At 51.8% G+C, this 23,118-nt stretch carries 22 protein-coding genes; 21 read left to right on the plus strand and 1 reads right to left on the minus strand.

The window, feature by feature from the left end; genetic code table 11:
* Window position 1 precedes the first annotated feature (1 nt).
* From ACPW7J_RS14120 to ACPW7J_RS14210, 19 genes are all read left to right on the plus strand, one after another.
* Window positions 2-802: a hypothetical protein gene (locus ACPW7J_RS14120; protein WP_425755621.1), complete on the plus strand. Its 801-nt coding sequence runs from the start codon at window positions 2-4 to the stop codon at window positions 800-802.
* Window positions 803-838: 36 nt separating this feature from the next.
* Window positions 839-1,309 carry a PcfB family protein gene (locus ACPW7J_RS14125; RefSeq protein WP_425755623.1) on the plus strand — a complete coding sequence of 157 codons (471 nt, stop codon included), beginning with the start codon at window positions 839-841 and terminating at the stop codon, window positions 1,307-1,309.
* Complete coding sequence (locus ACPW7J_RS14130; RefSeq protein ID WP_425755625.1) at window positions 1,306-3,153, plus strand: VirD4-like conjugal transfer protein, CD1115 family; 1,848 nt, start codon at window positions 1,306-1,308, stop codon at window positions 3,151-3,153. Before ACPW7J_RS14125 ends, ACPW7J_RS14130 begins: the two co-directional genes overlap by 4 nt.
* 243 nt (window positions 3,154-3,396) lie before the next feature.
* Window positions 3,397-3,612: a Maff2 family mobile element protein gene (locus ACPW7J_RS14135; protein ID WP_006861290.1), complete on the plus strand. Its 216-nt coding sequence runs from the start codon at window positions 3,397-3,399 to the stop codon at window positions 3,610-3,612.
* A gap of 6 nt (window positions 3,613-3,618) precedes the next feature.
* Complete coding sequence (locus ACPW7J_RS14140; protein WP_425755628.1) at window positions 3,619-4,482, plus strand: VirB6/TrbL-like conjugal transfer protein, CD1112 family; 864 nt, start codon at window positions 3,619-3,621, stop codon at window positions 4,480-4,482.
* Window positions 4,483-4,521: 39 nt separating this feature from the next.
* On the plus strand, window positions 4,522-4,965 hold the full coding sequence (locus ACPW7J_RS14145) for a septation protein SpoVG family protein (protein WP_425755630.1): 444 nt from the start codon (window positions 4,522-4,524) through the stop codon (window positions 4,963-4,965).
* Complete coding sequence (locus tag ACPW7J_RS14150) at window positions 4,965-5,519, plus strand: MT-A70 family methyltransferase (RefSeq protein WP_425755632.1); 555 nt, start codon at window positions 4,965-4,967, stop codon at window positions 5,517-5,519. Before ACPW7J_RS14145 ends, ACPW7J_RS14150 begins: the two co-directional genes overlap by 1 nt.
* Window positions 5,520-5,549: 30 nt before the next feature.
* Window positions 5,550-5,984: a PrgI family protein gene (locus tag ACPW7J_RS14155; protein ID WP_425755634.1), complete on the plus strand. Its 435-nt coding sequence runs from the start codon at window positions 5,550-5,552 to the stop codon at window positions 5,982-5,984.
* Window positions 5,884-8,355 (plus strand): VirB4-like conjugal transfer ATPase, CD1110 family, encoded by a 2,472-nt coding sequence (locus ACPW7J_RS14160; protein WP_425755636.1) that lies wholly within the window; start codon window positions 5,884-5,886, stop codon window positions 8,353-8,355. The genes ACPW7J_RS14155 and ACPW7J_RS14160 overlap by 101 nt, the downstream gene beginning before the upstream one ends.
* 45 nt (window positions 8,356-8,400) lie before the next feature.
* Window positions 8,401-11,091: a CD1108 family mobile element protein gene (locus tag ACPW7J_RS14165; RefSeq protein WP_425755638.1), complete on the plus strand. Its 2,691-nt coding sequence runs from the start codon at window positions 8,401-8,403 to the stop codon at window positions 11,089-11,091.
* An 18-nt stretch (window positions 11,092-11,109) separates the two neighbouring features.
* Window positions 11,110-11,355: a DUF4315 family protein gene (locus ACPW7J_RS14170; RefSeq protein ID WP_130848983.1), complete on the plus strand. Its 246-nt coding sequence runs from the start codon at window positions 11,110-11,112 to the stop codon at window positions 11,353-11,355.
* The gene (locus tag ACPW7J_RS14175) at window positions 11,345-12,544 is read left to right on the plus strand and encodes a DUF4366 domain-containing protein (protein WP_425755640.1); all 1,200 of its coding nucleotides are present in this window, start codon (window positions 11,345-11,347) and stop codon (window positions 12,542-12,544) included. The genes ACPW7J_RS14170 and ACPW7J_RS14175 overlap by 11 nt, the downstream gene beginning before the upstream one ends.
* Window positions 12,545-12,722: 178 nt before the next feature.
* On the plus strand, window positions 12,723-17,495 hold the full coding sequence (gene srtB, locus ACPW7J_RS14180; protein ID WP_425755642.1) for a class B sortase: 4,773 nt from the start codon (window positions 12,723-12,725) through the stop codon (window positions 17,493-17,495).
* 66 nt (window positions 17,496-17,561) lie between these two features.
* On the plus strand, window positions 17,562-18,044 hold the full coding sequence (locus ACPW7J_RS14185) for a hypothetical protein (RefSeq protein WP_425755644.1): 483 nt from the start codon (window positions 17,562-17,564) through the stop codon (window positions 18,042-18,044).
* A 201-nt stretch (window positions 18,045-18,245) separates the two neighbouring features.
* Window positions 18,246-18,863, plus strand: coding sequence for a DUF6088 family protein (locus ACPW7J_RS14190; RefSeq protein ID WP_425755645.1), 618 nt, complete (start codon window positions 18,246-18,248; stop codon window positions 18,861-18,863).
* Entirely contained in the window at window positions 18,860-19,858 is a 999-nt protein-coding gene (locus ACPW7J_RS14195; RefSeq protein WP_425755647.1) for a nucleotidyl transferase AbiEii/AbiGii toxin family protein, read from the plus strand. Before ACPW7J_RS14190 ends, ACPW7J_RS14195 begins: the two co-directional genes overlap by 4 nt.
* Before the next feature lie 41 nt (window positions 19,859-19,899).
* Entirely contained in the window at window positions 19,900-20,268 is a 369-nt protein-coding gene (locus tag ACPW7J_RS14200; protein ID WP_425755649.1) for a hypothetical protein, read from the plus strand.
* Window positions 20,269-20,314: 46 nt separating this feature from the next.
* Window positions 20,315-21,028 (plus strand): FAD-dependent thymidylate synthase, encoded by a 714-nt coding sequence (locus ACPW7J_RS14205; RefSeq protein ID WP_425755651.1) that lies wholly within the window; start codon window positions 20,315-20,317, stop codon window positions 21,026-21,028.
* Window positions 21,018-21,431 (plus strand): dUTP diphosphatase, encoded by a 414-nt coding sequence (locus ACPW7J_RS14210; protein WP_425755653.1) that lies wholly within the window; start codon window positions 21,018-21,020, stop codon window positions 21,429-21,431. The genes ACPW7J_RS14205 and ACPW7J_RS14210 overlap by 11 nt, the downstream gene beginning before the upstream one ends.
* A gap of 84 nt (window positions 21,432-21,515) precedes the next feature.
* Here ACPW7J_RS14210 and ACPW7J_RS14215 read toward each other — a convergent pair whose 3' ends face one another.
* Window positions 21,516-21,830, minus strand: coding sequence for a helix-turn-helix domain-containing protein (locus tag ACPW7J_RS14215; protein ID WP_425755654.1), 315 nt, complete (start codon window positions 21,828-21,830; stop codon window positions 21,516-21,518).
* Between the two features lie 148 nt (window positions 21,831-21,978).
* Here ACPW7J_RS14215 and ACPW7J_RS14220 point away from each other — a divergent pair, with 148 nt between their 5' ends.
* Both ACPW7J_RS14220 and ACPW7J_RS14225 read left to right on the plus strand, forming a co-directional pair.
* Window positions 21,979-22,494, plus strand: a complete 516-nt coding sequence (locus tag ACPW7J_RS14220; RefSeq protein ID WP_425755656.1) for an SLOG family protein — start codon at window positions 21,979-21,981, stop codon at window positions 22,492-22,494.
* Between the two features lie 135 nt (window positions 22,495-22,629).
* On the plus strand, window positions 22,630-23,094 hold the full coding sequence (locus ACPW7J_RS14225) for a VOC family protein (RefSeq protein ID WP_425755658.1): 465 nt from the start codon (window positions 22,630-22,632) through the stop codon (window positions 23,092-23,094).
* The last annotated feature ends 24 nt before the right edge of the window (window positions 23,095-23,118 follow it).

Genomic DNA, 23,118 nt, shown 5'->3' on the forward strand with positions numbered 1-23,118 from the left:
TATGCTGATGGCAGAACAGGAACCCTATGCCTTAATGGTGCAGCCGGACGATATGCTGATTAGTCCCCGTGAGGTGGGTGATAACTTCGGGACAATGGTATGCTTCCACTCCCGCTATGCTCTGGGCGATCACCACAACTATGTTGACAAGGACGATTTTCTGCGGGAAATGTACTTAAACACCGTTGGCAACAATGAGCGCGGCATGGAACGCTATGAGCGCATGGTAAACATGGTCTGGAGCCGGAAAATGACCGACGACCACCCCGATCCCCGCGCCGTGGATGATGCCATGCTCCGGGTGATCTCTGAAAAATACATTGTGATGCCCCTGTACCTTCTGGATCACAGCGGCCTTGCCATGCAGACGACCAGCTTTCACGATCCCTGGGACAGCGGGCAGGTAGGCTGGGTGTATGTTTCCAAAGAGGATGCGCTGAAAGAATTCGGCGGGGAGAAAATGACCGGCTCCCTCCGAAAGAAAGCCGAGGATTTGCTGCGGGGCGAGGTTGCCGAGTATGACGCCTATCTCCGGGGTGAGTGCTATGGTTTTGAGCTGTATAAAAACGGTGAGCTTTCGGATAGCTGCTGGGGATTCATCGGCAGTCTGGAAGATGCCTGTAAAGCAATGGCGGATTATCTGCCGGACGAGTGCAAAGGCATGACGGAGCACCTTTCGGAAGTGAAAGAACCGGCTTCCATGATTAAGACGCTCCTTCGGCACGCCCGTATTCAGATCGAACAGGCGGCGAAGGCCCATGAACACGCCCCGCGCCAGCAGGTGCTAAGCGAGGCACGGTAATGAACAGACTACATTTTTCCAGGAAGGAGGATGCAGGTGCAGGAAGATATTGAACAAAGAACCATGTCGGTCACGGTCCAGGCAGCAAAGCTGTCCGGGCGGGTGCTGAAAGCGGCCATTGCCGTAGCGCTTCAAAAGATGGAGCAGAACCGCAACACCCCGAAAGTTGGCCGTAACAGCATGAAGCGGCTGACCGCCAGGGACCCCGGCGCCAATACCATTGAAGTGACCGGGCGTATTCGCTCTTTTGAACGGATCGCCAAAAAGCATGAGGTCCGTTATCACATTGAAAAGGACCCAGGCACAGACCCGCCCAAATGGACGGTGTATTTCAAAGCGAACCAGGCGGATGCCCTGACCGCGGCGTTTAAGGAGTATACAAGAAAAGACCTTGCCCGCAGCACCAGGCCGTCGCTGCTTTCCCAGCTTGCCAAATTCAAAGAGCTGGCACAGGCGCTTGGCCGTGACAAGGTAAAGAATAAGGAGCATGGAGGGCCGGAGCGTTGAAGATAGATACCGACACCCTGAAAAAACAGGTGATCCTCCACCTGCCTTACTTTCTGTTCCTTTTGGTATTCGCGAAGCTGGGCCAGGCGGTGCGGCTGGCTCCCGGAGCGGATGCTTCACAAAAGCTGCTGGGGTTAAGTGAAGGCTTCACTTATGCCTTTCAGACCATGTGGCCCGGTGCGGCACTGGACTGGCTGGTGGGTCTCTGCGGTGCGGCCATTGTGCGGCTGGCGGTATATCTCAAAGGAAAGGACGCAAAAAAGTACCGCAAAAACGTGGAATACGGTTCTGCCCGCTGGGGCAGCAAAACGGATATTGCACCGTTTATGGACCCAAAGCCAGAAAACAACATCATTCTGACGCAGACCGAGGGGCTTATGATGTCCGGCAGGCCAAAAAATCCGGCCAATGCCCGGAATAAAAATGTGATGGTGGTAGGTGGTTCCGGCTCCGGCAAAACAAGATTTTTTATCAAGCCCAATCTCATGCAGATGCACAGCTCCTATGTCGTTACCGACCCAAAGGGCACAGTCTTAATTGAGGTTGGAAAGCTGTTAAGCCGAGGTACGCCGAAGCTGGATAAGGACGGAAAGCCGGTTCGGGGCAAAAATGGGAAGATTGTGTATGAGCCTTATAAAATCAAGGTATTCAACACCATCAATTTTTCAAAGAGTATGCACTATAACCCTTTTGCGTACATTCATAATGAAAAAGACATCCTGAAACTGGTAACGGTGCTGATTGCAAATACCAAAGGGGAAGGAAAATCGGGAGACGACTTCTGGGTCAAGGCCGAAACGCTGCTTTATACGGCGCTGATCGGCTACATCTATTATGAAGCTCCCTCCAATGAGCAGAATTTTTCCACGCTGGTAGAAATGATAAACGCTATGGAGGTTCGGGAGGATGACGAAACTTTCAAGAATGCGGTTGACCTGCTCTTTGATGCTCTGGAACAGAAGGACCCGGACCACTTCGCTCTCCGGCAGTATAAAAAATATAAGCTGGCGGCGGGCAAGACGGCTAAGTCGATCTTAATTAGCTGCGGCGCCAGACTTGCCCCCTTCGACATCAAGGAAGTCCGGGAGATCACCATGTATGACGAGTTGGAGCTTGACCTGGTGGGCGACAGGAAAACGGCGCTGTTCTTTATCATCAGTGATACGGATGCGACCTTTAATTTTCTTGTCAGTATGGCTTATACCCAATTATTTAACCTGCTCTGTGAGCGGGCGGATGATAAGTTCGGCGGCAGACTCCCGATCCATGTGCGGTGCCTGATCGACGAGGCGGCCAATATCGGCCAAATCCCGAACCTGGAAAAGCTGATGGCAACGATCCGTTCAAGAGAAATTTCCGCCTGCCTGGTATTGCAGGCACAGAGCCAGCTCAAAGCACTTTACAAGGACAACATGGACACAATCATTGGGAACTGTGATTCTTCTCTTTTTTTAGGCGGTAAGGAGGAAACCACCTTGAAAAGCTGGAACTCCCTGCTGGGGAAAGAGACCATTGATATGTATAACACCAGCGTTACGAAGGGTACCCAGGAATCCCACGGGCAGAACTTCCAAAAGCTGGGGAAAGATTTAATGTCCGTTGACGAGCTTGCGGTGATGGATGGCGGCAAATGCCTCCTGCAGATCAGGGGCGTGCGTCCCTTCCTGTCCCGGAAGTACGATATTACCAAACACCCGAATTACAAATATCTTTCGGATTTTGACGAAAAGAACGCCTTTGACATAGAGAAATACCTGTCTACAAGGCTGCCTGTATGTCCCGGAGAGCTGTACCCCAACTATGAGATTACGCCGGAAGAACTGGCAGCACAGACAACCGCGTAAAATTCCGCTGTATTATTTCCTTATTATATGGTGGGCTTTTATATACCCTTTGGAAAGGAGGTGCCTATTGCGGATTCGCGATTCTCCCTGACAACTGAATATTCCCCGCAGGTCTTACCCTGCCCCTTATGCCGCCGTCATGTTTTGTAGGTTTTCTATTTAAGCATGGCGGCGGATTTTTTCGTTTCAGGCCCAATGCGGCCATAACAATAAATTTTATAAATATTAAGGAGGACTAATTTTATGGCATTTTTCGCAAGTGCGATTGACACTTTGAAAATTCTCGTGATTGCTCTGGGCGCGGGTCTCGGCGCATGGGGTGTCATCAACCTTCTGGAAGGATATGGAAATGACAATCCTGGGGCAAAATCACAGGGAATGAAACAGCTTATGGCGGGCGGCGGTATCGCCCTGGTGGGTGCCACGCTGATTCCGCTCCTGTCCGGCCTGTTCGGTTAATAGCCGATGGGCAGTCTGTTTGACTGGATAACAGACTGGATCAAAGAGGGCCTGATCGAAGCAATCACCGGGCAGTACACCAGTATTTTTGAATCGGTAAACAATCAGGTTGCGGATGTGGCCGGGCAGGTCGGACAGACCCCGCAGGGCTGGAATGGCGGCGTGTTCAGTATGATCCAGAATCTTTCTGAAACCGTTGTCATTCCCATTGCGGGCATTATTCTGACCTTTGTGCTGGTATATGAGCTGATTCAGATGATTTTGGAGAAGAACAACATGCACGATTTTGATACGTTCAACATCTTCAAGTGGATTTTCAAGACCTTTGTAGCCACCTACCTGCTCACCAACTGCTTTACGATTGTCATGGCGGTGTTTGATGTCGCCCAACATGTGGTATCGCAGAGCGCCGGCGTAATAAACGGAAATCTGGATGTCACAGCGGCTTTGGCTGACCTGGAAACGCAGCTTGAAGCAATGGGGATGTGGGAGCTGATTGGTCTGTGGCTGGAAACCAATATCATCAACCTGTGCATGTGGGTACTGTCCATCGTGATCTTCGTCATTGTGTATGGCCGTATGATTGAGATATATCTTACGGTCAGTCTGGCACCCATACCGTTTTCCACAATGGCAAACCGTGAATGGGGACAGATGGGGACGAACTACCTTCGTTCCCTGTTTGCTCTGGGATTTCAGGGGTTCTTAATCCTGGTATGCGTCGCAATCTACGCGGTGCTGGTCCAGTCAATCCCCTCATCCGGCGATATTCACGGTGCGATCTGGGGCACGGCGGGATATACCGTCCTGCTGGCCTTCGCCCTCTTTAAGACGGGCTCGTTATCAAAAAGTATTTTTAACTCGCATTAGCGGGTAACAACTACATTTTAACAAGGAGGAACTTTCATTATGAGTAAAACCAACACTGAACCCATGCAGCCGGAAACTCAGGTGTCCGAAGGCTTGAAGCTGGATGTAACCGTGCGCCCGATTGCCCCGATGGGGAACCTCTTGGCCTTTGCCAACGTGACGATTGGCGACTGCTTCAAGATCGACGGCTTCCGTATCTGCTCCGGCGAAAACGGTCTGTATGTCAACATGCCTTCCACTCAGGATAAGCAGGGAAAATGGAGGGATGTCTGCTGGCCGGTGACGGCGGATTTCCGCAGGCAGCTCAACGATGCCCTGATTGAAGGGTACGGCCAGGCGATTGAAAATTTGCAGGCTACCCTTGAAGCGACCAGGGGCGCGGCGGAAAAGCCTTCCCTGACCGGTGCCCTGAAAGAAAATACCGGGAAAGTCAAGACGCAGCCGGCAAAGCCCGCACCTGCCAAGAGTGAGCAGGTCCGCTGATGCCGGAGGCCGGAAAATATGGCATTGTGTACGCGGACCCGCCTTGGCGCTATGACATGAAGCGCGGCAAAGGCGTGGCGGAAAACCATTACCCCACTATGAGCATTGAAGAAATATGCGCACTGCCGGTTGCAGACCTTGCGGCCAAAGACAGTGCGCTTTTTCTATGGGCCACCTTCCCGCAGCTCAATGAGGCGTTCCGGGTGATTGAGGCATGGGGCTTCCAGTATAAGACCCTGGCGTTTCTGTGGCTGAAGCAGAACCGGAAAGCCGATAGCTGGTTTTATGGGATGGGTTTCTGGACCCGCTCTAACGCGGAGGTGTGCCTGCTGGCAACGCGCGGGCACCCGAAACGCCAGTGCGCGGGAATCCATCAGTTTGTGGTCTCACGCATTGAGCAGCACAGCAAGAAGCCCGATGAAGTGCGGGACAAGATCGTAAAACTCATGGGCGATCAGCCCAGGGTGGAGCTTTTTGCCAGGCAGCAGACGCCCGGCTGGGATGTGTGGGGCAATGAAGTGGATTGCAGTATCACGATGCCGCAGCGTGTATAAGACATTCTGTAGATCGGAGGTGACAATGAAATGCCTTATGTACCCGTACCCAAAGACTTAACCAAAGTCAAGACCAAAGTTGCCGCTGGCCTGACAAAGCGCCAGCTTATTTGTTTCAGTCTGGCCGCGTTGGTGGGGCTGCCGGTATATTTCTTTACCCGCGGCACCATTGGCAATTCGGCGGCGGTGCTTCTTATGATCGCCCTGATGATGCCCTTTTTCTTCTTTGCCATGTATGAGAAGGACGGGCAGCCGGCGGAAAAGCTGCTGAGGAACCGGCTCCGCTATAAGCTCTGGCCGAAGAACCGCCCTTACCGGACGGAAAATCTCTATAAATCTATATCCAAAAAGGAGGTATCACAGATTGCCAAAAACCAAACAGCAGGAGGCGCAGGAAAAACGTCTGCAAAGAAACGTAAAGCAGGCCAAAAAAAACCGCGCCGAAGCAAGAAAGGCAGGAAGTAAAACTGCCTCTCCTGCTGGGCCGAAGAAAAAGCCCGGCTTTTTTTCCGGGCTGAAAGCGGACGCCCCGCAGACGGTCCAGCAGAGTATTCCCTATAAGGAAATGTACCGGGACGGTATCTGCCGTGTAAGCGGCAATTATTACACCAAGACGGTGCAGTTCTTTGATATTAACTACCAGCTTGCGCAGGCGGATGACAAAGCGCAGATTTTTGAGGGCTACTGCGATTTTCTCAATTACTTTGACGCCTCGATCCATGTGCAGCTTACCTTCATCAACCAGCGGGCCAATATGCAGGATTTTGTTCGGAGCATAGATATTCCTACCCGCGGCGACGAGTATGACGGAATCCGCAGGGAGTACGCGGATATGCTCAAGAACCAGCTCCAAAAAGGCAATAACGGCCTTACCAAGCGGAAGTATATCACTTTCGGGATTGAGGCGGAGGACCTTCGCACGGCGAAAATGCGTCTGGAACGGATCGAAACGGATGTGCTGGGGAACTTCAAGGCCCTGGGCGCGCAGGCAAGGCCCCTGAACGGGCTGGAACGCCTGGAGCTTTTGCACAGCCAGCTCCACCCGGACGGTCAGGAAAAGTTTCATTTTAACTGGTCGGATTTGCCGAAAACCGGGCTTTCCACAAAGGACTTTATCACCCCTTCCGGCCTCTCCTTCTCTCAGGACGGTAAGACCTTCCGGGTGGGCGACCATTCCGGCGCGGTGTCCTTCTTGCAGATTTTGGCCCCGGAGCTGACGGACCGGCTGCTTGCCGACCTTCTGGATTTGAATGATGCCGTAACGGTGAACCTTCATATCCAGTCTATCGACCAGGCCCAGGCGATCAAGAACATCAAACGCAAGATGTCTGATTTGCAGAAAATGACGATTGAGGAACAGAAAAAAGCGGTCCGCTCCGGCTATGACATGGACATCATACCTACCGACCTTGCCACTTATGGCGAAGAAGCAAAAAATCTCTTGCAGGATTTGCAGAGCAGGAATGAAAGGATGTTCCTTGTGACGGTGCTGGTGGAGAATATCGCCCCGAAGCGCCAAAAGCTGTTTAACGATATTTTCGCCGCTTCTGGTGTGGCGCAGAAATACAACTGTGCCCTGAAACGTCTGGACTTCCAGCAGGAGCAGGGCCTTATGTCCTCCTTATGCCTGGGACAGAACCAGATCGAGATTGAGCGTGGGCTTACCACCAGCAGCACGGCTATTTTCGTGCCGTTTACCACCTGCGAGCTGTTCCAGGAGGGCGAGGCTTTGTATTACGGTCTCAATGCCCTTAGCAATAATCTGATTATGGCGAACCGCAAAAACCTGAAAAATCCCAACGGTCTGTTCCTGGGGACGCCCGGCAGCGGCAAGTCTTTCTCTGCCAAGCGTGAGATCGTCAATGTGTTTCTTCTGACGGAGGACGACGTTATCATAGCAGACCCGGAAAATGAGTATGGGCCTTTGGTAAAGCAGTTTGGAGCCCAGGGGCAGGTCATAGACATTTCCCCTAACTCCACCAATTACATCAATCCGATGGACATTAACCTGGACTATTCGGACGATGAAAACCCGATCACCCTGAAAAGTGATTTTATTCTGTCTTTGTGTGACCTTATCATCGGCGGCAAGGAAGGGCTTTCTCCCATTGAAAAGACGATCATTGACCGCTGCACAAGGCTTGTGTACCGGGACTATTTGCAGGACCCGCGCCCGGAAAACATGCCGATCCTGGGGGACCTGTACGACCTCCTTCGCAAACAGAGCGAGCCGGAGGCACAGAATATCGCCACGGCGCTGGAAATCTACGTCAACGGTTCCTTAAATGTATTTAACCACCGTTCTAACATTGACATGAATAAACACCGGGTACTGTGCTTCCAGTTAAAGTCTTTGGGTAAGGCCCTGAAAGAGATCGGTCTTTTAATCATGCAGGATGCAGTCTGGAACCGTGTTACGGCCAACCGCTCCAAACATAAGACGACCTGGTTCTATATAGATGAATTTCACCTTCTCCTGAAAGGCCAGACAGGGAGTTTTAGCGTCGAAATTTGGAAAAGGTTTAGAAAATGGGGAGGGATTCCGAGCGGCTTAACTCAGAATGTGAAGGACCTGCTGGCTTCCAGGGAGATCGAGAACATTTTTGAGAACTCAGATTTTATCTACATGCTCAACCAGGCTCAGGGAGATCGGCAGATTTTGGCGAAGCAGTTAGGCATTTCGCCCCACCAGCTTTCCTATGTGACCCATTCCGGCCCCGGCGAGGGCCTTTTGTTTTTCGGCAACGTGATTATTCCATTTGTCGATCACTTCCCGAAGGACACCCTTTTGTATTCGGTCCTTACCACAAGGCCGGATGAAGTGGCAGGCGCATGAGCGCCGGCAGACCAACAAAGATAATTCAGACTGGAGGTGATGGATATGTCCCGTGATAAAGAATTCAGACGGCCCAAAGATGATGCGGCACGGCAACCGGCGAGGAAAACAGAAAATGATGTCCGGGCCGGCGAGGTGCGCAGCCAGGATTTTGATCTGCGTCGTGCCCGTGACGCTCCTTTGCAGGAAGATAACCGCCATAAAGGGCGGAACCTGTATCAAGAAGCTTCGGAGGACAGCACAATTCCGGCAGCGGATTCCAGTGAGGATTATCCTGCTTCCCGGCAGGCGTCCGGGGATTCTGTTCAGGACAGCCGCGGCGCTCCACAGCAGAACGGATCGGATTTTTCCGGGCGTGACAGCTTACACGAAAGCAGGCAGCAGGATTCCGGCAGGTTTCAACGCCAGGATGCAGATTTTTCCCGTCATGGCAGCCAGCAGTTGTCCGGTTCCGGCAGTTCGGAGGCTTTCTCTGCTTCGGAGACCGGCAGTACAAATGCCGGGGAAACACCGGGCAGACGCCGGATGCACCAGCACGGCAACAAATATCAGCAGCGTTTCCAGGAGGCGGCAAAGGCCGAGGAACCCCAGGAAAAACAGCCGGGAGCAGCCGAAGGGGAACCAAAACGGCCTTCCAAGCTGGAATTTACCGCTGACGAGCTGCCGCCGGAGGCGGCGGATAAAAAGCTGACCCAGGCGAGGCGCAGGGCCGAGCGAGTGGAAAAAAAGCTGAAGGATGCCGAGGCGCGTCTGCCTTCCCGGAAAAAGCTGCGGATGGAGACGACTTCCGATCCGGAGACCGGCAAAGCAAAAAAACGGCTGAAATTTGAGCAGGAAGTAAAATCCCAGCGGGTCCATGTAAAGGGCTCCCTTCCAATGCGCCCGGTAAAGGCAGCAGCAAATACGGCAGTCGGTTACGCGCATAAGAAAATCTATCAGGCGGAGGAAGAAAATGTTGGCGTGAAAGCCGCCCACCGCACCGAGCTTGTGGGTGAGGCCGGGGCGCGCACCCTGTATCACCGCCATAAAACAGCGCCTTACCGCCGGGTGACAAAGCTGCAGCAGAAATCAGCGAGGGCTAACGCGCAGCTTGCCTACCGGCAGACCCTTTCGGATCACCCGGAGTTAAAGAAAAACCTCCTTGCCCGGATGTGGCAGAAGCAAAAACTGAAACGCCGGTATGCCAAAGCCGCAAGGGAGGCACAGAAAACTGGAAAGCGGGCAAAGGACGCAGCCGTTACGACAGAGAAAATTGCTGCCTCGGTAGTAAACGCTGTCAAGCGCCACCCGGTTATCTGCGGCATTCTCGTCCTGTTGCTTTTGGTGGTCTTTCTCATTACTTCGCTGTTTTCCTCGTTTTCCAATATCGGGATCGGGGGCTTGGGAAGTATCGCCGCCTCTACCTATCTGGCGGAGGACCAGGACATCAACAACGCGGAGCTTATCTATACCGAGTGGGAAACAGACCTGCAAATGGAAATAGACCGTGTGGAAACAGACCGGCCCGGTTATGACGAGTACCGCTATAACATCGGCGCTATCGAGCATGACCCCTATATCCTGATGGGCTATCTCACTTCTGCCTATCAGAATTTTACCTATGAGCAGATCGAAGGCGTCCTGGGGCAGCTTTTCAATGAGCAGTATTCCCTTACCTTTACGGAGAAAACGGAGATCCGCTACCGGACAGAGACCCATGTTGACCCGGACACCGGCGAGGAAACCGAGGAAGAAGTACCTTATGAGTGGCACATCTTAAATGTAAAGCTCACGGCCACGCCGCTTGCAAACCTGGTGGTGCAGCGCATGAGCGCCGAGCAGAAAGAAATCTGTGAGATTCTATTGCAGACCAAAGGCAATCGGCAGTATGTGAAAAATGTCTTTGGGACAAACTGGCTGCCCTATGTCACCAGCTACTACGGCTACCGGGTACACCCCATCAGCGGAGAAAAGAACTACCATACCGGCGTTGACATCGGCATGGCCCAGGGCACGGAAATCTTAGCCGGCCATGACGGAACAGTCACGCTGGCAGGAAACGCGGGCGGCTACGGCCTGTGTGTCGCCATTGAAGGCGAGGCTTACGAGGGGCATACCCTTACCACCAAATACGGTCACTGTTCACAGATTCTTGTGTCTGTGGGCCAGGAAGTAAAAGCCGGGGATGTGATCGCAAAGGTCGGCAGCACCGGCAATTCCACCGGGCCGCACCTGCACCTGGAGGTATTGGTGGACGGGCAGTATTTGAACCCGCTGTATTTTGCAGATACCGGCGACACCAGCAGTACCGGTCTGCCAGACATTGGCGCGGGCGGTGGCGGCAGCTACTTTGATTACGATATTCCACCGGAGGCCCTTGCGGATGAACAGTTCGCAGCCATGATCGCGGAGGCGGAGAAATACTTAGGCTATCCGTATGTGTGGGGCGGCGCAAGCCCTTCCACTTCCTTTGACTGTTCGGGCTTCGTTTCCTGGGTAGTCAACCATACCGGCTGGAACTTCGGGCGGCTTACCGCGGACGGGCTTCTGGGCGTGTGTACGCCTGTATCGAGCGCGGACGCAAGGCCCGGCGACCTGATTTTCTTCCAGGGAACCTATAACACCAGCGGCGCAAGCCATGTGGGAATCTATGTGGGTAACGGAATGATGATCCACTGTGGGGACCCGATCTCTTACGCAAATATCAATACAAGTTACTGGCAGAGCCACTTCTACACCTTTGGCCGTCTGCCTTAACAGAATGGAGGTAACAAATTGAACCCTAAAATTGAAAAACTGGCAAAAGACATTGAAAAGACCAAGGCGAAGATTGCGGAGCAGCAGGCCAGGCTCCGGGATTTGGAGAAACAGAAAACGGAGCTGGAGAACACTGACTTTGTGGCGGTGGCCCGCAGCTACCACCTGACGCCCCAGGAATTGGCCGAATTCTTAAAAACGCGGCAGATGGCGTCCGCACAGGAACCTTTGCCGCAGGAACAGGAGGAAGTGCATGAGGACTAAACGAATCTCTCTCCTTGTGGCGCTTGTCTTTCTCATAGGCGCCATGACCTTACCCATGACGGCTTTTGCCACCAAGGGCAAGGACACCACGCCGCCCACGCTTACGGCGGTGCTGGATGGGGAAACCGTAAAGATCGAGAGCAGCGACGACAATTCCGGCGTGGAGGCGGTCTATATCGACAAGACCCGTGTAAATTCCCTTGTGGACGGAAAAGCCTCTGTCTCGCTGAAGGATTATGCCGGCACGGATGAAAAAGTGAGCGTTTATGCGGTGGATTATGCCGGGAACCGTTCTGATACCGTGAAGTTTGACAATCCCTATTATAAGGAACCGGCGCCCACGGAAAAACCGGCTGCACCCACGCAGCAGAGCCAGGGCAGCACACCGGTAACGAAACCAGCGCAGACCCAGGCGGCTTCTTCCGGCAGTACGGGCACTGGCACCCAAAGCGGCAATTCCGGCAGTTCCAACATGGGAACAGTTTCGGGAGGCACAAGCTCCCAGGGCGGCAGCTCCGGCAATACAGGAAATTCCAATGGTAGTCCTTCCGACACACCGGAGCCCACCACTTCCTCCGTCCCGGATGGCGCTTTTACCCCGGAGGGGACCGGGACCGTGCTGGACAGCGCCACCGGCGAGGATGGGGATAAACAGTTTTACACCATTACCACCGAGGCCGGGAATGTATTCTATCTTATCATCGACGGCAAGCGTGACGACAACAACGTATATTTCCTGAATGGCGTTACCGAGGCGGACCTGATGGCCCTGGCGGAAAAGGGCGACGGCAGCGTGAGCGTGATCCCGGCTGCGGATGTCTGCACCTGTACGGAGAAATGTGAGGCCGGAAAAGTCAATACCGGCTGCTCGGTCTGCAAGAATGACTTAAACGGCTGCATCGGGAAAGAAAAGCCGGCAGAGCCGGAGGAACCGGCTGAACCGGAACAGCCGAAGAAAGATACCGGCAGCGTCGGCACGATCATCTTTATCATCGTTGCCCTGCTTGCAGTCGGAGGCGTCGGCTACTATGTGAAGATCGTGCGCCCGAAGCAGCAGGCGGAGGACGAGGACGAATTTGACGAGGACGACGGCTACGGGGAGGGCTTTGACCCGGACGAGGCTTACGGCGAGTCGGAATATCTCTCCGAGGATGACTTTGAGGATAGCACCCATGAGGACGGCGAGTAATGCGCCGTCCTTACCTATTTTATGAAAGTGAGGTCTTTCTATCGTGAATATGAAAACAAACACACACCGCCGCGGCCTGCACAGGATCGTGGCATTTTTACTCTGTGCGGTATGCGTCTTTGGGTTAATCCCCACACAGGCGTTTGCCATGTCGCCAGGTCAAAAGGCGAGCTCATGGATGGGTGATTATTATGTCGGTTCTGACGGAAACGGATATTATTCTCCAGCTCCGACCATCTTCATGGTCTATCATGCAGACGGAACCACGGAATTTTTATCCAGTTCCGGCGGCCATCGATACAAGCACTATATGATGACAGATTCGGACGGTGTAACCCATTCTGTCTACTGCGTGGAGAGTGGGATTCCCTATGAGGCTTCTGATAATGGCTATACTTCCGAAAGCGGAAAAAACAGCACTTATTTGAAGCTGCTTCCTTCTGCCGCCCGACGCGGAATTACCCTGACAACAATTTACGGTTGGAAACCCGGCGCAACTCTGCCGGTTTCCGGAATTAACGCAGATGACTACAAAATGGCGACTCAGGTTATTTTGTGGGAGTACCAGCAACAGCTCCGTACCGACCCGTACAGCCGCCACGGAAATGGGCAGGCACCGGCAAATCAGTTTTACAATATAATCGCTGGGCGCCCGGCAGAGAAAGCCTACAACTGGATTCTCTCGCAAGTTGCTTCCCATTCCACGGTTCCCTCCTTCACCTCCACTAAAAAAAGCGAAACGCCGGAGCTGGAACTGAAATGGGACACAGAAAAGAAGATTTATACCCTGACGGTTACGGACACCAATAACCTGAAGATCGACTTGGAAATGCTTTCCGGCAGCGGCGTGACCGTGAGCAGGAACGGCAACCAGTACACCTTCACCAGCAAAAACATGATTATGGACCCGGTGAGCTTTGAGTTCAGAAAAGATATTCCGGTTGCCAATGACATGCTGATCTGGGGCAGGCCGGGCTATCAGACCATGATGACCGGCGCCAGTGATCCGGTTTCCTTCTTTGTAAAGATCAAAACGGAGACTTACGGCACCGGAAAAATCGTCAAGACCAGCGAGGACGGCATTGTGTCCGGCATCTCCTTCCATATTTCCGGCACGGATATTTTGGGAAATAAAGTAAACGAAACTGTCACCACCGGAGAAAACGGACAGATCAAGGAAAAACTGTTGCCGGGTACCTATCTGGTGAAAGAGCTGCCAGTGGACCGATACGTGACCCCTTCGGCGCAGTACGTCACCATTGAGAGCGGCCAGACTTCTTCCGTCCATTTCAGCAATATCCTGAAGAAATTCCGGGTGCATGTGGTAAAGAGCGACGCGGACACCGGAACCGCCCAGGGCGACGCTACCCTTGCCGGGGCGACCTATGGGATTTATTGTGGCGGCGAGCTGGTAGATACCTATACCACCGGGCCAGACGGCAGCTTTATGACCCGCTACTATGTCTGTGGTGATAGCTGGACGATACGGGAAATTGATCCCAGCACCGGCTATCTCCTGAATGATACGGTCTATGAGGTGGGTGCTTCCCCGATGCTGTACGAAGTGGAACTGAACACCACGGAGAACCAGGTCACGGAAACCGTGATCTATGGCAATATCCAGCTTGTAAAGCATACGGACGATCTGGACCCGGATGTGTCCGAAGATGAAAATACGGGGGAACCGAATGAGGGTGTGATCGAGCGCCCGGAGGCTGGCGCTGTCTTTGAAATCTACCTGAAGGCAGCGGGCAGCTATGACGCGGCAAAGGAAAGCGAGCGCGACCTGCTCACCACGGACAGCGACGGCTTTGCTTCCTCCAAAATGCTCCCTTACGGCCATTATACGGTCCGCCAGACAGCCGGCGAGGAAGGCAAGGCGTTCATTCCTGATTTTACCGTCTTTATTTCCGCAAACGGCCAGACCTACAGCTATATCCTGAATAACCGCACCATTACCGCAAGGCTCAAAGTGGAGAAATGCGACGCCGAAACCGGGAACATTATTCCGATGACCGGCACGGGTTTCCAGATCAAAGACCTTTCCACCGGGGAATTTGTCACCCAGGAAATCTTCTACCCGAACCCGGAGACCCTTGATACCTTCTATGTTTCGGACGAAGGCTGGCTCATGCTGCCGGAACCTCTGCATACTGGGGATTATGAACTTTATGAGGTGGCGGCGCCTTACGGTTATGTCCTTTCCAGTGAGCCCGTACCGTTCACCATTGACGGCAGCGAGGCGGTTGTGACCGTCACGCAGTACAACATGCCCCAAAAGGGACAGCTTACCATCACTAAGACCGGTGAGGTATTCGCTTCCGTCCAGGAGAACGAAGGTCTGTATCAGCCGGTGTATGAAGTCATGGGGCTGCCCGGCGCGGTCTATGATGTGATTGCCGACGAGGATATTTATACCGGCGACGGTACGCTGCGTGCGGCAAAAGATACGGTTGTGGAAACCCTTACCACCGGGGATGACGGAACGGCACAGAGCGGGCTTTTGTACCTGGGCCGCTACCGCCTGGAGGAACGGCAGGCGCCGGCTGGCATGGTCGTAAACACCTCGCCGGAATATGCGGAACTGACCTATGCGGGCGAGACCGTGGAAATCACGCAGACCGCCGTGGGGCTGTATGATGAGCGCCAGATGGTGGATATCGCCCTGTTCAAAGCCCTGGAAACAGACGAGCTTTTCGGGCTTGGCATGAATGAGGAATACAAGGATATTTCCTTTGGCCTGTATGCTTCCGCTGACCTGACGGCGGCAGATGGCAGCGTGATCCCGGCAGGCGGGCTTCTGGAAGTGGTCTCCGTTTCCGCAAATGAGGCGGGCGGCTATGACGCTTGCTTTGCCTCTGACCTTCCGTTTGGCAGCTATTATGTGCAGGAGCGTACCACAAACAGCGCCTATGTGCTTTCCGATACCAAATATCCGGTAGTCTTTGAGTATGCGGGCCAGGAGGCGGCGTTGGTACAGATTCTTGTCAATGAGGGCGAGGCTGTTCCCAACGACTTGCTCCGTGGGCGCATTGACGGTGTGAAATATGGCGAGAGCACAGAGGTTGGAGAGGATGTGAAGCTGGCCGGCGCAGTGATGGGCCTGTTCTGGCCTGATACCGAGGAATTTACCGAAGAAAACGCGCTGCTTACCGTAACCACCGGCGAGGACGGCAGCTTTGCCTTTGAGAATATCCCTTACGGCCACTGGATTGTAAAGGAAATCTCTGCTCCCGCGCTCTATACGGTTAGCCCGGAGGAACACCATATTTATATCGGTGTGGACGGCCAGACAATCGCCATCCGTGTGGATGACACCCTGATCCGCGGACGGGTACAGCTCCATAAGACCGAAGCAGTAGATGAACCTTCTTCTGTGGAGAACGACAAGGAGAATACTTTCCTGCGCTTCCTCTCCGGCGCGGTATTTGAACTGTACGAGGACACCAACGGGAATAAAGAGCTGGATGCCGAAGATACGCTGATCGGCACCCTGAAAGAAACAGATGCCGGATTCCACACGGCGGAGGATCTTCTGGCTAAGGGCTATTTCCTAAAGGAAAAGAAAGCGCCGGAGGGCTACCAACCTGACGAAAAGGCATATTACTTTGCAATCACCGAGGACGGCCAGACCGTTGTGATCGAAAACGGCGAAGCAGGCCGGGGCTTTACCAATGAAGCATACCGCGGCAATCTGAAAATCACCAAAGATTCCAGTGACGGACGCAAGGACGGTTTTGCCATTGAGGTCAAGAGCGCGGACGGCTCCTACTGTGAGACCTTCACCACCCCGAAATCTGGCATTATTGAGGTCAAGGGGCTACGGGTCGGTATTTACACGGTAACGGAAATCTCAAACCGGGCAAGCAAGGACTATATCATTCCTGATGCGGCCACGGTGGAAATTAAGGCAGATCAGACAGCTACGGTCCAGTTTTTCAATGAAAAGCCGGAGAAACCAGAAACACCAGAAAATCCAACCACTCCGACAAATCCGTCTAATCCTTCTTCTCCAACTACGCCGGGTAAAGCGGTTCCTCAGACCGGGGATGATAATTTCATTTTCCTGTACGGTGGCCTTCTGGCGCTGGCTCTGATTGGCGGCGGGGTGTTCGCGGTGCTTTATTTCAAAAAGAGGAAATACAGCAAAACTTCTCTGAAAACAAAAGCCATTGGCATTACGGTGATTTCCCTTTGCGCAATCCTGGCTCTTGGCAGCGGTTTTTTTATGGTTCGTGACCTGAACCAATATACTGAGAGCGCTGGAATCTATGACGAGCTGGCGGAGAATGTGAAGTTGCCGGAGCAGAACGAAGCGCCGGAGGAAACGGAGGGCGAAGCTGAAACTGACAGGGAGGATTCCAATGTGGTCCTCCCTTCCGTAGACTTTGACGCGCTCCGGGAGAACGGGCCGGACATCATCGGCTGGCTTAACCTTCCCGATACGGTAATCAATTACCCGGTAACGCAGACGGACGACAACGAGTATTACCTGCACCACCTGTATGACGGCACCTACAATAAGGTGGGATGCCTGTTCGCGGATTATGAGAACAAGGCAGATTTTTCTGACCGGAACACCATTATTTACGGACATAACATGCGGGACGGCTCCATGTTCGCTGCCCTGAATGAGTATGACGAGCAGAGCTATTTTGATACCCATAAGCAGATGTACCTTGTGACCCCGGAGGGCGGTTATCTCTGTGAGGTTTTCACGGCGTTTGTGGCGAAGCCTTCCGAATCCGGCAGCGATACCTCTCCCTGGTGTCTTAGCTGGAAGGATGACGGCGCTTATACGACCTGGCTTACCGCTATGGCAGAGCGTTCCGTTGTGGAAACGGATGTCACGGTGACAAGCAGTGACAAGGTGCTGACCCTTTCCACCTGTACGCCCGGAGGCGCGAGCCGCTTCATCGTCATGGCAAAGCTGGTGGAGGTAAACAACTGAACAGAATGAAAACCGGTGCGGGGGCATGTGCTCCCGCACCAATCATTTACAAGGAGGATTTTTTCTATGGTAAATACCATTGTTTCAATACCCGGCTATGTGCACCTGTACCGCTCCCTTCTGCGGTTTTATGATATGCCGGAGAATGAAGTCCGGGAAATGCTCTACCTTCTGAACACGGCAAACCTGGACTGCTACGAGTATTACCACCCGGAGCGGGATGTGATCCAGAGCGGGCCGGTGGCATTTAGCGGCTGGCTGGAAAAAATGGACTGCCGCCCCTACCGCACGGAAGTACAGCTTTATAAGTCTCTGCTGTTCCTACAGCGCAGCGTGGACCGTGACCTGATTGTGACCTCCCAGCGGGAGGCGCTGCAAACGCTGCGGTGTATCATTTCCAACCTGGAATACCGTTTCTACAAGGCGTATGGAATGGAGATCGAGGACAAGCGGACCGTGTACGGGGAATGTACCTATTGGCTGGTCCCCAGGGAGGACGAGCCGAGCGTGTGTCTGATGCACGACTGGATTTATCTGCCCTCTGCTTAAAAATGTCCTGAATAATATATAAAATTCAGGACAAAAAAGTAGTATCAGTTCTGTCCCTTCCCGGCAGTGGTTCTTTCCTTTTTTTGAGATTGCTGTATAAATTCTGATCTATGTGGGAATACTATAAACAAAACTCTCGAAGCCTATTGAAAATTTGTCCCGAATAATATATAATATTTGGGACAAAAGGAGGTGAGCAAAGTGGCAAATGGATATTCCCGGCAGATTCAAGAGCGAATAGGCACAGCGGCAGAAGGAACCGTTTTTGTCAATTCTGATTTTGCTGATATTGCTGATACGGAAACCATAAGACGGAACCTGAACCGGCTTACACAGGCAGGTACGCTCCGGCGGATTTTGAAAGGTGTTTATGAGAAGCCGGAATACAGCGAAATGCTGAAAGAATATGTAGCGGCTGACCCGGAGGCGGTAGCAAAGGCGCTGGCCCGGAACTACCATTGGACGATTGCTCCCTGTGGGAATACGGCGCTGAACCTGTTAGGGCTTTCCACGCAGGTAACAGCGGTATGGTCCTATATCAGCGACGGTCCATATAAGACCTATGAGTGGAACTCCACAAAGCTGGAATTTAAGCACAGAACCAATAAGGAGATCACCGGACTTTCCTATATGACGATACTCGTCGTTCAGGCATTGAAAACTTTGGGGAAAACAAATGTCACTTCCAAAACGATTCAGACGCTTAGTTCCCGATTGAATGAGGACGATAAAGCCGCTATGCTAAGGGAGGCGGCAGAATCTACGGATTGGGTTTACAATGCGATACGGCAGATTGCTGGGGAGGTACAAGAGAAATGATACAGGTTGCAAGATTTTCAGATAATGATAAGCGGAGGCTGTTCCGAAACACAGCAGATAAAATGGGACTGAACGATGCGATTGTGGAGAAGGATTTTTGGGTGTGCTTTACACTGGATTATCTCTTTCATCGCTCACCCTGGAAAGAAGCTATTACATTTAAGGGCGGGACCAGCTTATCAAAAGCATTTAATCTAATCAGCCGTTTTTCCGAAGATATTGACCTGATTCTGGACTGGCGCATATTGGGATATGGCAGGGATGAACCCTGGGAGAAACGATCCAATACAAAACAGGATGCTTTCAACAAGGAGGCCAATGCACGGGCGGAAGTCTTTTTAGCAGAAACCTTCTGCCCGGCAATTAAGGAAGGCTTATCTCAGGAACTTGGCTGTGATGCAGACATTCATATGGATGGTGAAGAAAAGCAGACTGTCATTTTTTCCTATCCGAAATTATTCAGTAATGCAGGTACCTTACAGGTGATCAGGTTAGAGATTGGGGCTTTGGCAGCATGGACACCGGCAACGGCGGCTGAAATTGCTCCGTATGCAGCAGAATATTACCCGAATGTCTTTGGGCGGAAAAGTACAAGTATTTTGACTGTGGCACCAGAACGTACCTTTTGGGAGAAAGCCACGATCCTGCATCATGAGGCCAACAGGCCGGAACATCTGGAAATGCCCCAGCGGTATTCCAGGCATTATTATGATCTCTACCGTATGGCTGCGACCCCTGTAAAAGAAGATGCGTTTTCCCGGCTCGATCTGCTGAAGAAGGTCGTGGACTTCAAAATGAAGTTCTATCCGAGAGGATGGGCGAAGTACCCGGAGGCTGTGCCTGGCACATTGAAGCTCATTCCACCGGAATATCGCTTTGCGGCACTGGAGGCGGATTATGAGTCAATGAAAGATATGCTTTACGGTGATGTCCCGACCTTTGGGGCGGTCATAAATGCGGTCCGGGAACTGGAAAAAGAAATCAATATGCTTTAACAACTACATACCGTTTGTTTTGCCGGCTGTTCTAAGTATTCTTGGAGCAGCCGGTTTTCTATTTCAAAAAGGAGGGATGCTTTATCACACAGAAAGAGGTCAATGCCGTTTTTGACGGGCAGGTGGCTCTATGCAGGGAAATTCTTCAAAAGAAAACAAAGGAATACACTGGGGATGATACGGACCGGCTGGGGGCTTTCAAGGCTGCCGCTGCTTTGCAGCACACAACACCGGAGCGTGCCCTTGCCGGGATGCTGGCAAAGCATATCGTTTCCCTGTATGACATGTGCTTTGCTGACGGCGTGAGCTTCGATGCCGGCACATGGGATGAAAAGATCACAGACAGTCTTAACTATCTGCTTTTACTGAAAGCGATTGTAAAGGAGGGACAGACCAATCAACAGAATTGAAGTAAAGGTTTTGAACTGCCAGGCGGTGGCGGAGGCCGAAAAAAATATGGTCTTTGCGGCCAGGCTTACCCAGCGCGGGCATAAGATCAATACAATGGAGGACCTGACGGCGCTTTATGAAAAGTCGTTCAGCAATGATACCGTAACGGCGATCAGCAAACTTCCGCACCCTACGGTTCAGAAATTCGCGGTCATTACAGTTGCCATTGTAGGCGCAAGCAGACGTTTCCTGGCGCAGATCACCAGGCACCAGAACGAAGTAAAGTTTATGAGCGCGTCCTTACAGTACAGCAATTACACAGGGCAGACGGATTTTGCCGTACCCTATGAGATTTTGACTGCACCGAAGGCAATTCAGAAAATGTATCTGAAAAGCTGTAAATCCGATATGGATTGTTACGAAGAACTGTGCGCAGTGGGGATCGGGCACGACGCGGCGGGCTATGCCACGCCCCAGGGATTACGGAATGTGCTGATTATCAGCGCCACACCCTATCAGTGGAAACATATCATAGGTCAGCGGGTGTGCCGGCGCAATACGGACGAAACCCGGATCGTGCTCCTGAAAATCTGGCAGGAGCTTTTTTCATTGAGCCCGGTACTCTTTGCCCCTGATCTTACCGGTCCTTTCTGCCAGAGGGATAAATGCCTGGAGGGGAAAATGAGCTGCAAAAGAAATATTGCGGGCAGCATGTCGCCCAGCGAGATTTTGGCGGCGGATTACCCGTTGCTTATGGAAGGCAGCGCCCATGAAGATTAGACTGATCGATTTTGGCGTGCCAGAGGACCAGAGACCCTACCGGCCACATGGGAACGATGCCGGTGCGGATGTGTATATGCCTTATGACTGCACCCTACAGCCCGGCGAGATTGCTAAGATTCCACTCGGATTCGGAATTGAAGTACCTGATGGATATGCAGGCTATGTGTTTCCACGCACCAGCATGGCGGTTAAGGGGCTGGTTTGTGAGCTGCCCCCTGTGGATTCCGGCTATCGTGGAGAAATCCATGCGATTATCAGTAATGTAAGCAACAAAACACAGACTCTTTCCAAAGGGGCGCGGATAGGCCAGCTTGTGATTACGCCTGTTGTCATTGCGGATTTTGTGACAGATTTGGGTACGGAACGCGGAACCGGAGGGTTTGGAAGCACCGGGGCATAAACAGGATAAATATAGAGTGTTTCCAGACTTAATTTAGGACAGCATAGGAAATAATAAGAAGAAAGCGGCCATTCCGTGACCGCTTTACTTCTTGCTGTTCAGCTCTTTCATAATGCCGAGGATATACGTCATTGATCTGGAATCCAGTTTCTTTGCCTCTGCAATAAATTCCTGCAGGGTCTCTGGATAAAAATTTTCTTCGTCAAAGAATTCCTGCGGCGTTACACCGAGATATTCGCAGATATAAAAGAAGGACTGCATGGCAGGAAGTGATTTTTTGTTTTCAATGTTATTGATGTAGTTGTTCGCTTGCCCTAACGACAATGACATGTCGCGTGCAGATACACCCTTTTGTAATCTCAGCTTTGCCAGCCGTTCCGGGACGAATTCTTCATACATCAGCGCCACCTCCTATTCTGTAATAGATTGTACCTCACACATCCCTTTTATTCACAAAATAAAAGAGGGCATTTGCGTTGACTTGAAAAAATAAATCTATTATAATGATGGGAGACACAAAAATGAATCTATCAACTGGAGGAACTTGATGGAAGGAAAGACTTGTTGTGTCACAGGACACAGAGATATACCTGCTGATGAAACAGCCCATGTAAAGGACGCTCTGCGCCGGGAAATTGAAAAAGCAGTAAACGATGGTTTCACTGTTTTTCTGTCCGGCTTTGCTGATGGCGTGGATCAATACTTTGCGAAGATCGTTCTGGAGCTGCAGAATGAAAATCCAGGTTTGAAGTTGATCGCAGTGCTTCCATATCGGAAACGGGTGGACAGCCTGTGCCAAAAGGAACACACGAAAGCTCTGTTGGATGCCTGTGCAGAGGTCATGGTAATCCAGGAAGAATATCGGCCCAATGTCTATTCCCAGCGCAACCGCTATATGGTAGAACACGCAGACCGTGTAATCGCCGTATATGACGGACGGGAAAAAGGCGGCACAGTTAAGACAATCCGGTTTGCGCACCAATTTCGGAAAGAACTGCGGGAAATACCGTTAGGGTTAAACCTGGACAAAAACAGGACAAATCTTGGACAAAACCGGGTATGAAAAAGTAGAGATACAAGCTGCTCTATGGTATAATATCTCTTTAACCACGAAGGTTAATGACAATCCGGTTGGCTTTACAGGGATTAAAAATCATATTTAAAAAATGGCAAACCATAGTTTGAAGGGAGTATTTGCATGAAACATGTATGTATGCTTATATCGGTAGCGGACATCAACGCCGCAAGAAAGTTTTATGAGGATCTATTCGGGTTAGAAGTCTATCAGGATTACGGAAGAAACATCGCCTTTACCTGCGGACTGGCATTGCAGCAGGATTTTGACTGGCTTGTAAATCTGCCAAAAGAAAAGGTATTAAACAAATCCAACAATGCGGAAATTGTCTTTGAGGAACAGGACTTTGACGGTTTTCTGAATAAACTCAGAGAGTACCCGGACATTGAATATCTGGGAGAAGTGATTGAGCATAGCTGGGGACAGCGTGTGATTCGGTTCTATGATCTGGACGGGCATATCATAGAGGTTGGCGAGGATATGAAAATGGTGATAAAGCGTTTTCTTGCTACCGGTATGACGATGGAAGAAGTTTCTGTGAAAATGGATGCTTCTATTGAGGATTTGACAAAACTTCTAAACAGCTAATACATGATGGACGAATAAACAAAT

Origin of the sequence: Ihubacter sp. rT4E-8 (assembly GCF_049852125.1) — a bacterium.
Classification (GTDB): domain Bacteria; phylum Bacillota; class Clostridia; order Peptostreptococcales; family Anaerovoracaceae; genus Senimuribacter.